Source organism: Subdoligranulum sp. DSM 23681, assembly GCF_057005535.1.
Map to the genome: position 1 here is coordinate 2,226,120 of NZ_CM168050.1, position 13,492 is coordinate 2,239,611.

Sequence of the window (13,492 nt, forward strand, 5' to 3'; positions counted from 1 at the left end):
CACCCAATTTTGGATTTTTGGAGTGAACGCATCATGGAAAAAGCACGCCGCCCGCTCCGGGTCAGTCTGTTTGCAAAATTCACCATCGTCACCATCCTGCTGGGCATCCTGCCCATCGTACTGCTGACCACCGTGATGCAGCGCCAGATGCTCACCGAGTACCGGGACAGCCTGGAAACGGTCTATGAGGACGCCATCGCCTATTCGGCCTATTCCATCCGGGCCCGGCTGGACAGCTACACCGACCTGTCCAAGTTCTGCTACTACTACAACTATTCCTCCCAGGGGGACTTTTCCTATGATTACAACAACTACGACAACCTGCACAAGATCCTGACGGGAGAGTATTTCACGGACAGTGCGGATGTGGCCGCGTCCATCCGGTGGGAGATGGGGCTGTTCCTGAATTATCTGAACAAGACCGATCCCAGCATCGAGGCCACCCATTTCGTCTACGCCCCCGCAGGGCAGACCCCCGTGTGCTACCACAAGGGCAACTACAACAACTCCAACTTTGATGACGCCCTTTTCCTGGAGATGATCGGCTACAGCCGTCTGGACACCACCAGCCGCAAAATGCTGCTGATCCCCACCCACGAGCTGGACTATGTGGGGTTCCGCGGGTCCCGCACCCAGTATGTGCTCACGGTGGGACGCAACTATTACGACATCACCGGCACCGTGGGCAACGAAAAATACCTGGGCACCCTGTTCATCGATCTGAGCACCGACGCCTTCGACCAGCTGTTTGATACCCTGAACCTGACCGACGGCGGCACCGTCTATGTGACCGACGCCGCCGGACACTGCTACTTTTCCTCCGACGAAACACTGGTGGGGCAGACCCTGGACACTTCAGTAGAGCCTTCCCACGGGCAGATGTGCCTGCAGCAGGAGATCCCGGAATACGGCCTGACGGTCTGGTGCACCCAGAGCCGCCTGCCCATCGAAGCCCAGATCCGGGCCATGCAGCAGATCATCACCGTGGTGGCCGCCCTGTCCCTGGCCTGCCTGCTGCTGGGGGCCATGTTCTTCTCCCGTCGTCTGACCCAGCCGCTGCGCAACATTATCCAGCATATGGGCGAGGTGGAAAGCGGCAACTTCTCCGGCCGCATCCCGGTGACCTCCAACGATGAACTGGGCTATCTGACCCAGCGGTTCAACCGGATGAGCGCCGAGCTGGACACCTATACCAAGCAGGTCTATGTGGCCAAGATCAAACAGACCGAAGCCGAGCTCAACGCCCTGAAAAGCCAGATCTACCCCCATTTCCTGTACAACACCCTGGAAGTCATCCGCATGACCGCCGTCAGCCGGCAGGACAACATGGTGGCGGAGATGGTGGAGGCCCTGTCCGATCAGATACGGTATGTGATCGGCACCGTCAATGACCTGGTGCCCCTGCGCAGGGAGATCGACATCCTGACCAAGTATGTGTATCTGCTCAACTGCCGCTTCAACAACAAGGTGGTCTTTTCCTGCAGCTGCGGCCATCTGGTGGACTGCCTGATCCCCAAACTGATCCTGCAGCCCATTGTGGAAAACGCCTTCATCCACGGCATCAAGCCCATGGAAGGCCAGGGGCATATCCAGCTGGCGGCGGAACGGGTGGAGGACAAGATCGTGCTCACCGTCATGGACAACGGGGTGGGCATGACCGAGGAGGCGGTGAACCGCATCTATGCCCTGCTGGACAGCGACCAGCCGGGGGAGAAGAAGGATTATGAGTGGGGCAGCATCGGGCTGAAAAATGTCCATGACCGGCTGCGCTACCTGTACGGGACTGAATACGGCATCTCCCTGTTCAGCACCCCCGGGGTAGGCACGGTCATCCATGTGACCATCCCGGGCAACCTGAAGAGCCGGGAAGACAAGGAGGAAAATACGCATGCTGACCATGCTGATCGCGGATGACGAACCGGTCATCATCAACGGCCTGAAAATGCTGATCGACTGGTCCCAGCTGGGCATCGAGATCTGCTGCACCTGTGAAAACGGCAGCAATGCTTTGAGTGAGATCCTGGCCCGGAAACCGGACCTGGCCCTGCTGGATATCTCCATGCCCGGAATGATCGGCATCGAGATCCTGAAAGCGCTGTATGCGGTGCAGTCAAAGACAAAGGTCATCTTCATCAGCGGGTTCCAGGACTTTTCCTATGCCCACGACGCCCTGAGCTACGGGGCCGTGGAATATCTGCTCAAACCCGTCAAGAAGGACGAACTGCTCCGCGCCGTGCAGAAATGCCTGCCGGTCTCGGTGGACTATGAGGAGCCGGACGGCCCCTCCACCGGCAACGGACTGCAGGAAGCCTTCAGTCGGGCGGCGGCCCTCTCGCCGTCCCGGTATCTGCTGGTGGTGGTGCAGCCCCTGGGGCTGACCGGGCGCAACCAGATGGAGATGCAGCTGATCAAGTTCTCCTTCTTCGGCCAGCTGGACACCCTGTGCCAGCAGGAAAAACGGGGATTTGCCTTCCAGAAAGGGCAGAACTATTTCCTGCTCCTGACCGATATGACCGAACAGCAGGCGGACGACTGGCTCCATGAGGTGCAGAAAAAGCTGTCCCAGCGCAGCGGGTGTTCGGTGGGGTTTGTGTACAGTCCCGCCACAACGGAGATGAATCTGGTCCCCACCTATACCCGTCCCTGCCGGGATGTGTGCCAGCGCTATTTCTACTTTGAAGGCTGGCTGCCGGATACGGTGCTGGCCATGGACCGGTCGCCCTTTGCGGGGCGGCAGGCCACGCCCGCCCAGCTCCATGCCCTGCAGGAGGAGATCGCCTCCACCTTCATGGAGCAGGACCGGGACGCCTGCAGCGCGGCGGTGGACCGGTACCTGGATGCGGTGGCCTGCGCCGCGGACGGCCGTGCCGATACCGCCATGTACCATCTTCTGGTCTGCCGCCGCATGATCCAGGACCGGCTGGAAAAAACCGGCGTACGCTGTGCGGGGGGCAGCAATGAACTGATGGATGCGGCCCGGGAAGCCCCCGACTACCGCGCCGTGACCCGGCTGTTCCGGCAGGCTCTGGACGAACTGTACGAAAAGATGGCCGGTCAGGTGCGGAAGAACGAACACAAGGACATCCGCCGGGTCATGGACTACATCTCCGAACACTACCGGGAAAACCTGACCCTGGATGTCCTGGCCAAGCACATTCATATGAATTCCTTTTACTTCAGCAGCTACTTCAAAAAGCAGGTGGGGCAGAACTTCAAGGATTATCTGAACCGCGTGCGGATGGAACACGCCATGGAACTGCTGCTCAGTACGGACAAACGCAGCTACGAGATCGCCGACGAGGTGGGATTCCGGGATTACCGCTATTTCAACGAGGTGTTCAGCCGGTATTACGGCAAGACGCCCGCGGCATACCGCAAGGAGTTCCTGGCCGGCAAAGGGGAGGCGCATGAAAATGAATGAACGGGACGTCTGGGCCGGCCGCATGCTGGCCCTTCTGGAACCCCTGAGATCCCGGCTGACACCCGCCGGTTCCGGCTTTGATCTGGGGGCCACCGCCGCCCACTATGAGACCGCCACCATACCGATGGAGGCGTTCAGCCGTCCCCTGTGGGGGCTGGTACCCTTCTGGGCGGGGGGAGGCCGTGCTCCCGAATGGGAGGCGCTCTGCCGCCGGGGTCTGGCAGCCGGGACCGACCCGCAAAACCCCGGCTATTGGGGCCCCTGCCGGGATCTGGACCAGAAATTTGTGGAGATGGCCGCCATCGCCTACGGCCTGCTGCTGACCCCCGGGGTCCTGTGGGACCCGCTGGCGGAGGAAGAAAAAGACCGTCTGGCCGCGTGGCTGAACCAGATCAACCGGTATGAATGCAGCCAGAGCAACTGGCAGTTTTTCTGCATCCTGGTGAACTGCGCCCTGAAAAAACGGGGCCGTCCCTACAGTGCCGAGCGCCTGGAACTGGGGCTGCAGCGCATCGACAGCTATTATGCGGAGGGCGGCTGGTACCGGGACGGCAAAAATGGGCAGAAGGATTACTACAACGGCTTTGCCATCCTGTTTTATTCCCTGCTGTACACCGCCGTCATGCAGGAGGAGGACCCCGTGCGGTGCAGCCGCTTCCGGCAGCGGGCCGAAGAATTTGCCCGGAGTTTTGTGTACTGGTTCGGGGAAGACGGCCCTGCCGTGGCCTACGGCCGGTCCCAGACCTACCGCTTTGCCCAGTGTGCCTTTTTCTCCCTGTGCATCGGCCTGGAAATCCCCGTTCTGCCCCTTGCCGTGCTCAAGGGCCTGGTGGTCCGCCACCTGGACTGGTGGGGCCAGAGGCCCATCCGGGACAACGGGGGCGTGCTGAGCATCGGCTACGGGTATCCCAACCTGATGATGTCGGAAAACTACAACGCCCCCGGGTCCCCCTACTGGTGCATGAAGGCTTTCGCTTTTCTGATGCTGCCAAAGGACCATCCCTTCTGGACCGTCACACCGGCGCCCATGCCGGCGCTGGAATCCGCAAAACCGCTGCCCCAGGCGGATGTCCTGGCCCAGCGCGTGCAGGGCGCAGCGGTGATCTATCCGGCCGGACTGCGGATCGGACATGCCTTTCCCCAGATGGAGGAAAAGTATGCCAAGTTCTGCTACAGTTCCCGGTATTCCTTCTGCATTGCCCGGTCCCAGCGCACACTGGAGGAGGCGGCCCCCGATTCCACCCTTTGTTTCCGGTATCTCGGCCAGATCTTTGTCCGGGGCAACGGCGGTGACTGGACCCTGACCGGGAACGGGATCCGCTGGCAGTGGTCTGCGCTGCCCGGGGTGGAGGTGGTGACCGAGATCACCCTGCTGGCCGACGGCCATCTGCGCCGGCACACCGTCACCGCCGCCTTTCCCTGTGAGGCCTTTGATGCGGGATTTGCGCTGCCCGCCGATGTGCCCGGTGCCCTGGCGGAAACGGACGGCCCCGCCGCCCGCGCGGCATACCCCGGCGGATTCTGTGCGGTGTCCTCGCTGTCCGGCGGTACGCCGGCGGTGCTGGAGCCCGTCCCCAACACCAGCCTGGTATTTCCCAAATGCCAGATCCCCCTGGTGCGGTATGACATCCGCCCCGGGACCACGGTGCTGGAAACACGGGTGCAGTTTGCCTGAAAGGCCGGCCCCCGCACGCAGCCCTGCCGGTTGACACCGCCGGAAGGGGCGGGGTAAGGTGAACAAAGAAAAAAGTGGAGAGCAGATGAATGGATCGGCCCCTCTCGGTCGTATTCCAGGTGAAAGAGGCCTCAGGGCCGCAACGGGCGGTATGCCCACAGAATCACGGGAGGGGATCCAGATGAAAAAAGCAATGGTAACGGGTCTGGCGGCGCTGGTTTTCGGCGTCTGCGCAACGGGCGCACTGGCAGCCGGCCATCACGGCGGCTATGGCATCAGCGGCATCACGGCGGTGCAGAGCGTCTGCCGGACGGATGCGGACGGAAACACCGTATGCGGCGATCATACCTGCCGCCGGGATACGGACGGGGACGGCCTGTGCGATATCTGCGCGGAGGCGGTGACCTGCTGGAACGATGCAGACGGTGACGGGGTGTGTGATGTGTGCGGAGCGGCCTGCGGCAGCATGGCCGGCGGGCACCACGGCCGGGGTCATGGCCATTGCGGCGGATAAAAGGCAGGCAGCGGGCAGGGGATTGGCATGCGGAGCGAACAAGAGGTGAACAGAGTCATTGAACGATACGCCGACACAGTGCGGCGCATCTGTTTCGTGCACCTCAAAAACCGGGCCGATACGGAGGATATCTTCCAGACGGTCTTTGTGAAGTATCTGCTCCACGGCGAACCCTTTGCGTCGGAAGAACACGAGCGGGCCTGGATCATCCGGGTGACCCTCAATGCCTGCAAGGACCTGCTCAAGAGCTTCTTCCGCAGCCGGACGGTACCGCTGGAAGAACTGACGGACCGGGCCATGCCCGCAGAGACGGAGCAGCGGGAGGTTCTGCAGGCCGTCCTTGCCCTGCCGGTGCCTTACCGGGATGTGATCTACCTGCACTATTACGAGGGCTATACCGCCCCCGAAATTGCCGGCATCCTGGGCAAAAACGTCAACACGGTCTATACCCGGCTGACCCGCGCCCGCGGGCTGCTGCGGCAGGCCCTGGGAGGTGAGGATGATGCGTGAACAGCTGCGGGAAGCCCTGGACGGCATCCGTGCCGAGCCGGAACTGAAGGCGGCTGCCCGGGCGGCGGTGGCACGGCGGGCGGGACGCAGGGCGCCCCGGCTGCGGCCGCTGCGTCTGGCCCTGGCTGCGGCGGCCTGTGCCGTGGCGGTGCTGGGGGGACAGTGGCTCTACTTTACCCCCACCGCCCATATCAGCATCGACATCAACCCCTCGCTGGAACTGGGGGTCAACCGGTTTGACCGGGTGGTGTCGGTGCAGGGCTGGAACGAGGACGGCACCGCCCTGGCCGGGGAGGTGTCGGTGGAAAATCTGCCCTACACCGAGGCTGTGCAGACCATCCTCTCCACCGACACGGTGCAGACCCTGCTGGCCGACGACGCGGTGGTAGAGATCGGGGTCATCGGGGAGGATGAGACCCACTGTGCCCGGATGCTGGCGGATGTGGAGGCCTGTACCGACGAGACCAACACCCACTGCTACCAGGCCGACACCCATGAGGTGGAGAAGGCCCACGATTGCGGGCTGTCCTACGGCAAGTACAGCGCCTACCGGGAACTGGCGGCGCTGGACCCCACCGTCACCCCGGAAGAGGTGCAGCAGATGACCATGCGGCAGATCCGGGACCGGATCGCGGCACTTTCGGGCACGGCATCCCCGGAGACCGCCGCGCCGGCTGCCTCCGGAGGCGCATGGGGTTCCGCCGACTGTGAGGCGGCGCAGAACCAGGAAACGGAAAAAGGGCATCACGGGGAAGGCCACCACGGCGGCGACTGACCCGGCTCACTATCCTGAAAAACCGGACGGCCACGGGAGCGTTCCCTGGTCGTCCGGTTTTTTACGGTTTTCTTTTTTCGGCCTGTCGCCTGCGGTAGGCGGCGGGGGTGAGGTTCAGGTGCTTCTGAAAGACCTTGATGAAATAGCTGCTGTCGCTGAAGCCGCAGCGGGCGGCCACCTCCTGAACAGGGACGGCGTCGTCCTGCAACAGCTTTTGTGCGGCGTTCAGGCGGCACTGCAGCAGGTAGTGCATGGGGGATTGCCGGTAGTATTTCTGGAAGCAGCGCCCGGCCTCGCTGCGGCTGATGCCGGCGGCGGCCGCCACCTGCTCCAGGGTGAGAGGCTCGGCGTAATGGCAGCGGATAAAGCGCACCATCTGCTGCATCCGGATCTGGGTGCGGTGACCGGAACGGCGGGCGGGGGTGCGGCCCAGTTCTTCCCGGCGCAGGTACAGCAGGGTGAACAGCTGCAGCAGCCGCTGCTGGACGACCAGCTCCGGGCAGGGGGAACTTTCCGGTCGGACGGCGGGGCAGGCAGGGCAGGGCGGCAGGATGCTGGGCTGGCCGCACAGCAGGCCGTAGACCTCGAACAGGGCCCGGGATGCCTCGGCCTGCCAGGGAACCAGCGGGGAGAGGATCACATGGGAAATCGCCGGCCCGCTCAGCAGCGGACGCAGGTATTTCTGGAACACTGTGCCGGTCAGCGGGGCCAGTACCTCCTCCGAAAAGACGATGTTGGGGCACAGACAGGGACGGCCGGGGGCGCTCAGGCGGTAGCTGTGCAGCTGCCCGCCGCCCACCACCACGGATTCCCCCGCCCGCAGCAGCCGCTGCTCATCCCCGATCTGGAGCCACACATCCTGTCCCGTGGCGGAGAAAACCTCGTACCCGAAATGCCAGTGCAGGGGCACCTGGCCGTCCGGCCACTGGTTCAGGTCGTCCACATAATACTGGATGGGGAAAAAGGCATCCGCGAAGGAAACGGATTCCTGCAGCTGATGATCCAAAAGCAGGCTGAGCATTCCCGCAGTACACCTCCTGACTGTTTTGGGTAAATTCTACCATAAATGGCGGAGATATGCCATAGATGGCCCCAAAAGACTGTGATAAGATTGTATCCGGCATCGCCGGACAAAGCACCGGCAACACACAACGAAAGGCGGTTTTCGGTATGGCAACGGTCTTGTTGCTGGTCATCTATATTGCGTTTATCGGCCTGGGAATCCCTGATTCCCTCTTCGGGGCGGCATGGCCGGCTATTTATGCGGAGCTGGGTCTGCCCCTGGCCAGCGGCACGGTCATCAGTGTCACCGTCTGCTGCGGCACCATCCTGTCCAGCCTGCTCAGTGCCCGGGTCATTGCCCGGTTCGACACCGGCTGGGTGGCGGCGTTCAGCACCGCCCTGACCGCCCTGGCGCTGCTGGGCTATTCCTTTTCCCACAACCTGGGGTTCCTGTGCCTCTTTGCCCTGCCTCTGGGGCTGGGGGCCGGGGCCATTGATATCGCCCTGAACAACTATGTGGCGCTGCACTACTCGGCGGCCCATATGAACTTCCTGCACTGCTTTTACGGGGTGGGGGTGTCCATCAGCCCGTATGTGCTGGCGGTGGTGATCCAGTCCAGCGGCAGCTGGCGGGGCGGTTACCGCACCGCGTGTGTCATGCAGCTGGCCATTGCCCTTCTGCTGGTGGTCACCCTGCCTTTGTGGAACCGGGCCCACGGTCCGGCCGGGGCAGCGGAGGAGGAATCCCCGCAGCGGGTCCTCTCCTTCCGGCAGACTCTCCGCATTCCCGGTGTGGGAGGCATGTGCCTGCTCTTCCTCACCTCCTGCGGCATTGAGTATACCTGCGGCAACTGGGGCAGCACCTTCCTGGTGGAGACCCGGCAGATGTCGGTGGACCAGGCTGCCCGGATGATCGTTTTCTATTACATCGGCATTGCGGTGGGCCGGTTCCTTTCCGGGCTGCTGTCGGTGCGCCTGGGCAGCTGGAAGATCATTGCCCTGGGGCAGGGGACCCTGGGGGTGGCGGTGGTGCTTCTGCTGCTTCCCGCTCCGGCTGCCGTGGCAGGGCTGGGACTGTTCCTGGTGGGGCTGGGCAACGGCCCCATGTTCCCCAACTTCAACTACCTGACCCCCCTCAACTTCGGGCGGGATGTCTCCCAGAGCGTCATGGGCACCCAGATGGCAGCCTCCTATGTGGGCATTATGGTGGTGCCGGCGGTGTTCGGCCTGCTGGGCCAGCAGCTTGGCACCGGCCTGTTCCCCGCTTACCTGCTCCTGTTCTATCTGGTCATGGCGGCCGCCACCCGGGTGGTCAAAACCCGCCTGCATCCCGCGATCTGAAAAAACGCCTGCCGCATGGTTTGCGGCAGGCGTTTTTGGTTACAGGGTGTCCTCCCCGGTGCGCAGCAGATGAAAGCGGTTCTTGTGGAAGGTCAGAATTCCTTCCTTCTGCATGTGGCCCAGTTCCTTGGAAAGGGCGCTGCGCTCCACGTTCAGATAATCGGCCATCTGCTGGCGGTTGAAGGGAATGGTGAACTCCATGCTTCCCCGGCGCACCGCCTCGGCGGAAAGATAGGTCATCACCCGGGTACGGATGCTCTTGGAGGTAATGCAGACCATCCGGGTGGACCAGGCCAGGTTTTTCTGAGTGGACAGCACCAGCAGGTTCTGCAGCAGTTTGGGGTACCAGGATTTGCCGTAGTTGCCGGGGGTCAGCAGTACCCCCAGGTCCACGAACAGCACCCGGCTGTCCCGGGCGGCGGTCACATCCACCATCAGGGGCTCGTTGCAGAAGGCATAGGTCTCCGCAAAGGACTGCCCCACCCCGATGCTGTGCAGGATCAGCCGGGTGCCCCACACGTCCATGTTCTCAATGTGGATCTCCCCGTCCAGCAGAATGCCGAACTCCCGGGTCCGGTCCCCGGTTTGAAAGAGCACCGCCCCTTTTTTGTACTCCGCCTGACGCACGCATCTGCCGGATACCAGGTCCCGGTATTCCGCCTCATCGATATTGCGAAAGATCGGCGGCTGTTTTTCGGTCACCGGAACTCCCTCCTTTTTCCGTGGTTATAACCACATACTTTTTCTGTCATTATAGTATACTGGGATCCGTAAGGCAAGGATGCCCCGGCGGGAGCCTTTCAACACTCCGGTGGAAAATCTTCGCCTCCGGTTCCGCGCATAAAGCGGAACAAACCGAAAACCCTAAGACAAGCGGCAACATCGGGAGGTCCCATCCATGAAGATGAAAAATATCAGCCAGGCCGAAGTCCTGGTGCTCAAAGACCAGATCGCCTACCAGGAAGGCCAGGTGGTCAGCAAGACCCTGGCCCAGAACCAAGCCCTGAGCATCACCCTGTTTTCCTTCGCCAAAGGGGAGGAAATCAGCACCCATGCCTCCGGCGGGGACGCTTTTGTCACCTGCCTGGACGGGGTAGGCAAAATCACCATCGACGGGCAGGACTATCTGCTCAAGGAGGGCGAGTCCATCGTCATGCCCGCCGGTCACCCCCACGCCGTCTACGGCCAGGAAGCCTTCAAGATGCTGCTGGTCGTGGTATTCTGAACATCTTATAGACAAAGGAGAATCTACTATGAAAGCATTTGTGGATCAGGAAACCTGCATCGGCTGCGGCCTGTGCGCTGCCACCTGTGACGCCGTCTTCCGGCTGAACGACGAAGGCAAGTCCAAAGCCTACGGCGCCGTCACCGAGGAAAACCAGGCCGATGTGCAGACCGCCATCGACAACTGCCCGGTCTCGGCCATCAGCTGGCAGTAATCCCCCAAAAAACAGAAACCCTGTAAGGAGAACCCAACCCCTATGGAAACCAAGATGTTTTGTTATCAGTGTCAGGAAACCGCCGGCTGCAAGGGCTGCACCCTGGTGGGCGTCTGCGGCAAACAACCCGACGTGGCCGCCATGCAGGACCTGCTGGTGTATGTGAGCAAGGGCATTTCCGCCGTGACCACCGCCCTGCGCAACAGCGGGGAGGAGATCCCCACCGAGATCAACCATCTCATCACCCTGAACCTGTTCACCACCATCACCAACGCCAACTTTGACAAGCAGGCCATTGAGGCCCGCATCCGTGCCACCCTGAACGCCAAGCAGGAACTGCTGGCCCGGGTGCAGGACCCCGCCGCCCTGCCCGAAGCCACCCGCTGGAACGGGGAAGGGGACTGGGAGGCAAAGGCGAAGCAGGTGGGCGTCCTTTCCACCGAAAATGAGGATATCCGCTCTCTGCGGGAGCTCATCACCTACGGCCTCAAGGGGCTTTCCGCCTACTCCAAGCACGCCAACGCCCTGCTGCAGGACGACGGCGAGGTGGACGCCTTCCTGCAGCGCGCCCTGGCCGCTACCCTGGACGACTCCCTCACCGCCGACGAGCTGGTGGCCCTGACCATGGAGACCGGCAAGTACGGTGTGCAGGGCATGGCCCTGCTGGACAAGGCCAACACCACCGCCTACGGCAACCCGGAGATCACCCGGGTGAACATCGGGGTGGGCCAGAACCCCGGCATCCTGGTCTCCGGCCACGACCTGCGGGACCTGGAGATGCTGCTGGAGCAGACCCAGGGCACCGGGGTGGATGTGTACACCCACTCCGAGATGCTGCCCGCCCATTACTACCCGGCCTTCAAGAAGTACCCCCACTTTGCGGGCAACTACGGCAACGCCTGGTGGAAGCAGAAGGAAGAGTTCGAGTCCTTCAACGGCCCCATCCTCATGACCACCAACTGCATCGTGCCCCCCAAGGACAGCTACAAGGACCGGCTGTACACCACCGGCGCCGCGGGCTATCCCGGCTGCAAGCACATCCCCGGCGGCATCGGGGAAGCCAAGGACTTCTCCACCCTCATTGCTCAGGCCAAGACCTGTCCGCCGCCCCGTGAGATCGAGACCGGGGAGATCGTGGGCGGCTTCGCCCACGCCCAGGTGCTGGCCCTGGCGGACAAGATCGTGGAAGCGGTCAAGTCCGGCGCCATCAGGAAGTTCGTGGTCATGGCCGGCTGCGACGGCCGCGCCAGGAGCCGGGAATACTACACCGACTTCGCCAAGGCCCTGCCCCGGGATACTGTCATCCTCACCGCGGGCTGCGCCAAGTACAAGTACAACAAGCTGGACCTGGGCGACATCGGCGGCATTCCCCGTGTGCTGGACGCCGGTCAGTGCAACGACTCCTACTCCCTGGCGGTCATCGCTCTCAAGCTGAAGGAGGTCTTCGGCCTGGAGGACATCAACGACCTGCCCATCATCTACAACATCGCCTGGTATGAGCAGAAGGCGGTCATCGTGCTGCTGGCCCTGCTCTACCTGGGGGTGAAGAACATCCATCTGGGCCCCACTCTGCCCGCCTTCCTCAGCCCCAACGTGGCCAAGGTCCTGGTGGACAACTTCGGCATTGCGGGCATCGGCACCGTGGAGGAGGACATGCGCCTCTTCTTCGGCGAAAACGCCTGATTGCCGAAAAACAAGTGCAGCAACGCGCAAAAGCCCTGCCGGAAGGCAGGGCTTTTGCTATGCCCGGAAGGGGAGAGGGACGCGCGGAAATAATTTTCCTACAAAACCTATTGACATAGTAGGTTATGTGCGCTAGAATAATACCAACTTAAACAGTAGGAATATGGAGGACCGCTTATGAGCCGCATTTATACATCCGCCGACCAGCTGATCGGCCGCACCCCGCTGCTGGAACTCACCCGCATCCAGAAGGAGCTGGGCCTGCACGCCCGCATCCTGGCCAAGCTGGAAGCCTTTAACCCTTCCGGCTCGGTGAAGGACCGCATCGCCAAGGCCATGCTGGACGATGCCGAGGCTTCCGGCCGGCTCAAGCCCGGGGCCACCATCATCGAACCCACCTCCGGCAACACCGGTATCGGTCTGGCAGCGGTGGGGGCGGCCCGGGGCTACCGGGTCATCCTGGTCATGCCGGAGACCATGTCGGTGGAGCGTCGGGCCATGATGAAGGCCTACGGCGCCGAGCTGGTGCTCACCGAGGGCGCCAAGGGCATGCGGGGGGCCATCGAGAAGGCGGAGGAACTGGCCGCCGCCACTCCCGGCAGTTTCCTGCCCCGCCAGTTCCAGAACCCCTCCAACCCCCGCATCCACCGGGAGACCACCGGCCCCGAGATCTATGAGGACACCGACGGCCAGGTGGATCTCTTTGTGGCCGGTGTGGGCACCGGCGGCACCATCACCGGCGTGGGCACCTACCTGAAGGCCCGCAACCCCGGCACCCGGGTGGTGGCGGTGGAGCCTGCCGGGTCCCCGGTGCTCTCTGCCGGCCGGGTGGGTCCCCACAAGATCCAGGGCATCGGTGCCGGATTCGTGCCCGACACCCTGGACCCCGCCATCTACGATGAGATCCTGACGGTGGAGGAGGCCGACGCCTTCGAGACCGGCCGCCTGCTGGGCCGCCGGGAAGGGGTGCTGGCGGGCATCTCCTCCGGCGCGGCGCTCTGGGCCGCCATCCAGCTGGCCCGCCGCCCGGAAAACCAGGACAAGACCATCGTGGTGCTGCTGCCGGACACCGGCGACCGCTACCTGTCCACCCCGCTGTTCGCGGACTGAATCCTGTACCGCGGCGCATCTC

The 13,492-nt window shown here is 62.8% G+C and carries 13 protein-coding genes; 11 read left to right on the top strand and 2 right to left on the bottom strand.

The annotated features are described in order from the left end of the window. The first annotated feature begins 33 nt into the window (after nt 1-33). The 6 genes from AC127K_RS10255 to AC127K_RS10280 all read left to right on the top strand — a co-directional run bounded on the left by AC127K_RS10255 (nt 34) and on the right by AC127K_RS10280 (nt 6,895). Nucleotides 34-1,914 (top strand): sensor histidine kinase, encoded by a 1,881-nt coding sequence (locus AC127K_RS10255; RefSeq protein WP_483720512.1) that lies wholly within the window; start codon nt 34-36, stop codon nt 1,912-1,914. Further along, the gene (locus tag AC127K_RS10260) at nt 1,889-3,421 is read left to right on the top strand and encodes a response regulator (RefSeq protein WP_483720513.1); all 1,533 of its coding nucleotides are present in this window, start codon (nt 1,889-1,891) and stop codon (nt 3,419-3,421) included. Before AC127K_RS10255 ends, AC127K_RS10260 begins: the two co-directional genes overlap by 26 nt. Then, nucleotides 3,414-5,096, top strand: coding sequence for a DUF2264 domain-containing protein (locus tag AC127K_RS10265; protein ID WP_483720514.1), 1,683 nt, complete (start codon nt 3,414-3,416; stop codon nt 5,094-5,096). The genes AC127K_RS10260 and AC127K_RS10265 overlap by 8 nt, the downstream gene beginning before the upstream one ends. A gap of 181 nt (nt 5,097-5,277) precedes the next feature. Further along, nucleotides 5,278-5,610, top strand: a complete 333-nt coding sequence (locus AC127K_RS10270; protein ID WP_483720515.1) for a hypothetical protein — start codon at nt 5,278-5,280, stop codon at nt 5,608-5,610. 45 nt (nt 5,611-5,655) lie between these two features. Beyond that, a complete protein-coding gene (locus tag AC127K_RS10275) occupies nt 5,656-6,120 on the top strand; it encodes a sigma-70 family RNA polymerase sigma factor (protein ID WP_483720516.1) in 465 nt (154 codons plus the stop codon). After that, entirely contained in the window at nt 6,110-6,895 is a 786-nt protein-coding gene (locus AC127K_RS10280; RefSeq protein ID WP_483720517.1) for an anti-sigma-I factor RsgI family protein, read from the top strand. Before AC127K_RS10275 ends, AC127K_RS10280 begins: the two co-directional genes overlap by 11 nt. Before the next feature lie 61 nt (nt 6,896-6,956). Here AC127K_RS10280 and AC127K_RS10285 read toward each other — a convergent pair whose 3' ends face one another. Beyond that, nucleotides 6,957-7,916, bottom strand: coding sequence for an AraC family transcriptional regulator (locus tag AC127K_RS10285; RefSeq protein ID WP_483720518.1), 960 nt, complete (start codon nt 7,914-7,916; stop codon nt 6,957-6,959). A 149-nt stretch (nt 7,917-8,065) separates the two neighbouring features. Here AC127K_RS10285 and AC127K_RS10290 point away from each other — a divergent pair, with 149 nt between their 5' ends. Next, the gene (locus AC127K_RS10290) at nt 8,066-9,238 is read left to right on the top strand and encodes an MFS transporter (protein WP_483720519.1); all 1,173 of its coding nucleotides are present in this window, start codon (nt 8,066-8,068) and stop codon (nt 9,236-9,238) included. Between the two features lie 39 nt (nt 9,239-9,277). On the opposite strand, the gene AC127K_RS10295 is transcribed toward AC127K_RS10290, so the two are convergent. Then, nucleotides 9,278-9,940 (bottom strand): Crp/Fnr family transcriptional regulator, encoded by a 663-nt coding sequence (locus AC127K_RS10295; protein ID WP_483720520.1) that lies wholly within the window; start codon nt 9,938-9,940, stop codon nt 9,278-9,280. A 196-nt stretch (nt 9,941-10,136) separates the two neighbouring features. Between AC127K_RS10295 and AC127K_RS10300 the strand changes: the two genes are divergently transcribed. The 4 genes from AC127K_RS10300 (at nt 10,137) to cysK (ending at nt 13,470) form a co-directional block, all read left to right on the top strand. After that, entirely contained in the window at nt 10,137-10,463 is a 327-nt protein-coding gene (locus tag AC127K_RS10300) for a cupin domain-containing protein (protein WP_483720521.1), read from the top strand. 28 nt (nt 10,464-10,491) lie between these two features. Then, nucleotides 10,492-10,677 (top strand): ferredoxin, encoded by a 186-nt coding sequence (locus tag AC127K_RS10305; protein WP_483720522.1) that lies wholly within the window; start codon nt 10,492-10,494, stop codon nt 10,675-10,677. Between the two features lie 42 nt (nt 10,678-10,719). Continuing rightward, the gene (hcp, locus tag AC127K_RS10310) at nt 10,720-12,360 is read left to right on the top strand and encodes a hydroxylamine reductase (RefSeq protein WP_483720523.1); all 1,641 of its coding nucleotides are present in this window, start codon (nt 10,720-10,722) and stop codon (nt 12,358-12,360) included. A gap of 177 nt (nt 12,361-12,537) precedes the next feature. After that, complete coding sequence (cysK, locus tag AC127K_RS10315; RefSeq protein ID WP_294542527.1) at nt 12,538-13,470, top strand: cysteine synthase A; 933 nt, start codon at nt 12,538-12,540, stop codon at nt 13,468-13,470. The last annotated feature ends 22 nt before the right edge of the window (nt 13,471-13,492 follow it).

What these genes read in the sequence shown, in the direction of transcription:
- AC127K_RS10255 (WP_483720512.1), top strand. Translation starts at nt 34, where the DNA reads ATGGAAAAAGCACGCCGCCCGCTCCGGGTCAGTCTGTTTGCAAAATTC.
- AC127K_RS10260 (WP_483720513.1), top strand. Translation starts at nt 1,889, where the DNA reads ATGCTGACCATGCTGATCGCGGATGACGAACCGGTCATCATCAACGGC.
- AC127K_RS10265 (WP_483720514.1), top strand. Translation starts at nt 3,414, where the DNA reads ATGAATGAACGGGACGTCTGGGCCGGCCGCATGCTGGCCCTTCTGGAA.
- AC127K_RS10270 (WP_483720515.1), top strand. Translation starts at nt 5,278, where the DNA reads ATGAAAAAAGCAATGGTAACGGGTCTGGCGGCGCTGGTTTTCGGCGTC.
- AC127K_RS10280 (WP_483720517.1), top strand. Translation starts at nt 6,110, where the DNA reads ATGATGCGTGAACAGCTGCGGGAAGCCCTGGACGGCATCCGTGCCGAG.
- AC127K_RS10285 (WP_483720518.1), bottom strand. Translation starts at nt 7,916, where the DNA reads ATGCTCAGCCTGCTTTTGGATCATCAGCTGCAGGAATCCGTTTCCTTC.
- AC127K_RS10290 (WP_483720519.1), top strand. Translation starts at nt 8,066, where the DNA reads ATGGCAACGGTCTTGTTGCTGGTCATCTATATTGCGTTTATCGGCCTG.
- AC127K_RS10300 (WP_483720521.1), top strand. Translation starts at nt 10,137, where the DNA reads ATGAAGATGAAAAATATCAGCCAGGCCGAAGTCCTGGTGCTCAAAGAC.
- AC127K_RS10305 (WP_483720522.1), top strand. Translation starts at nt 10,492, where the DNA reads ATGAAAGCATTTGTGGATCAGGAAACCTGCATCGGCTGCGGCCTGTGC.
- hcp (WP_483720523.1), top strand. Translation starts at nt 10,720, where the DNA reads ATGGAAACCAAGATGTTTTGTTATCAGTGTCAGGAAACCGCCGGCTGC.
- cysK (WP_294542527.1), top strand. Translation starts at nt 12,538, where the DNA reads ATGAGCCGCATTTATACATCCGCCGACCAGCTGATCGGCCGCACCCCG.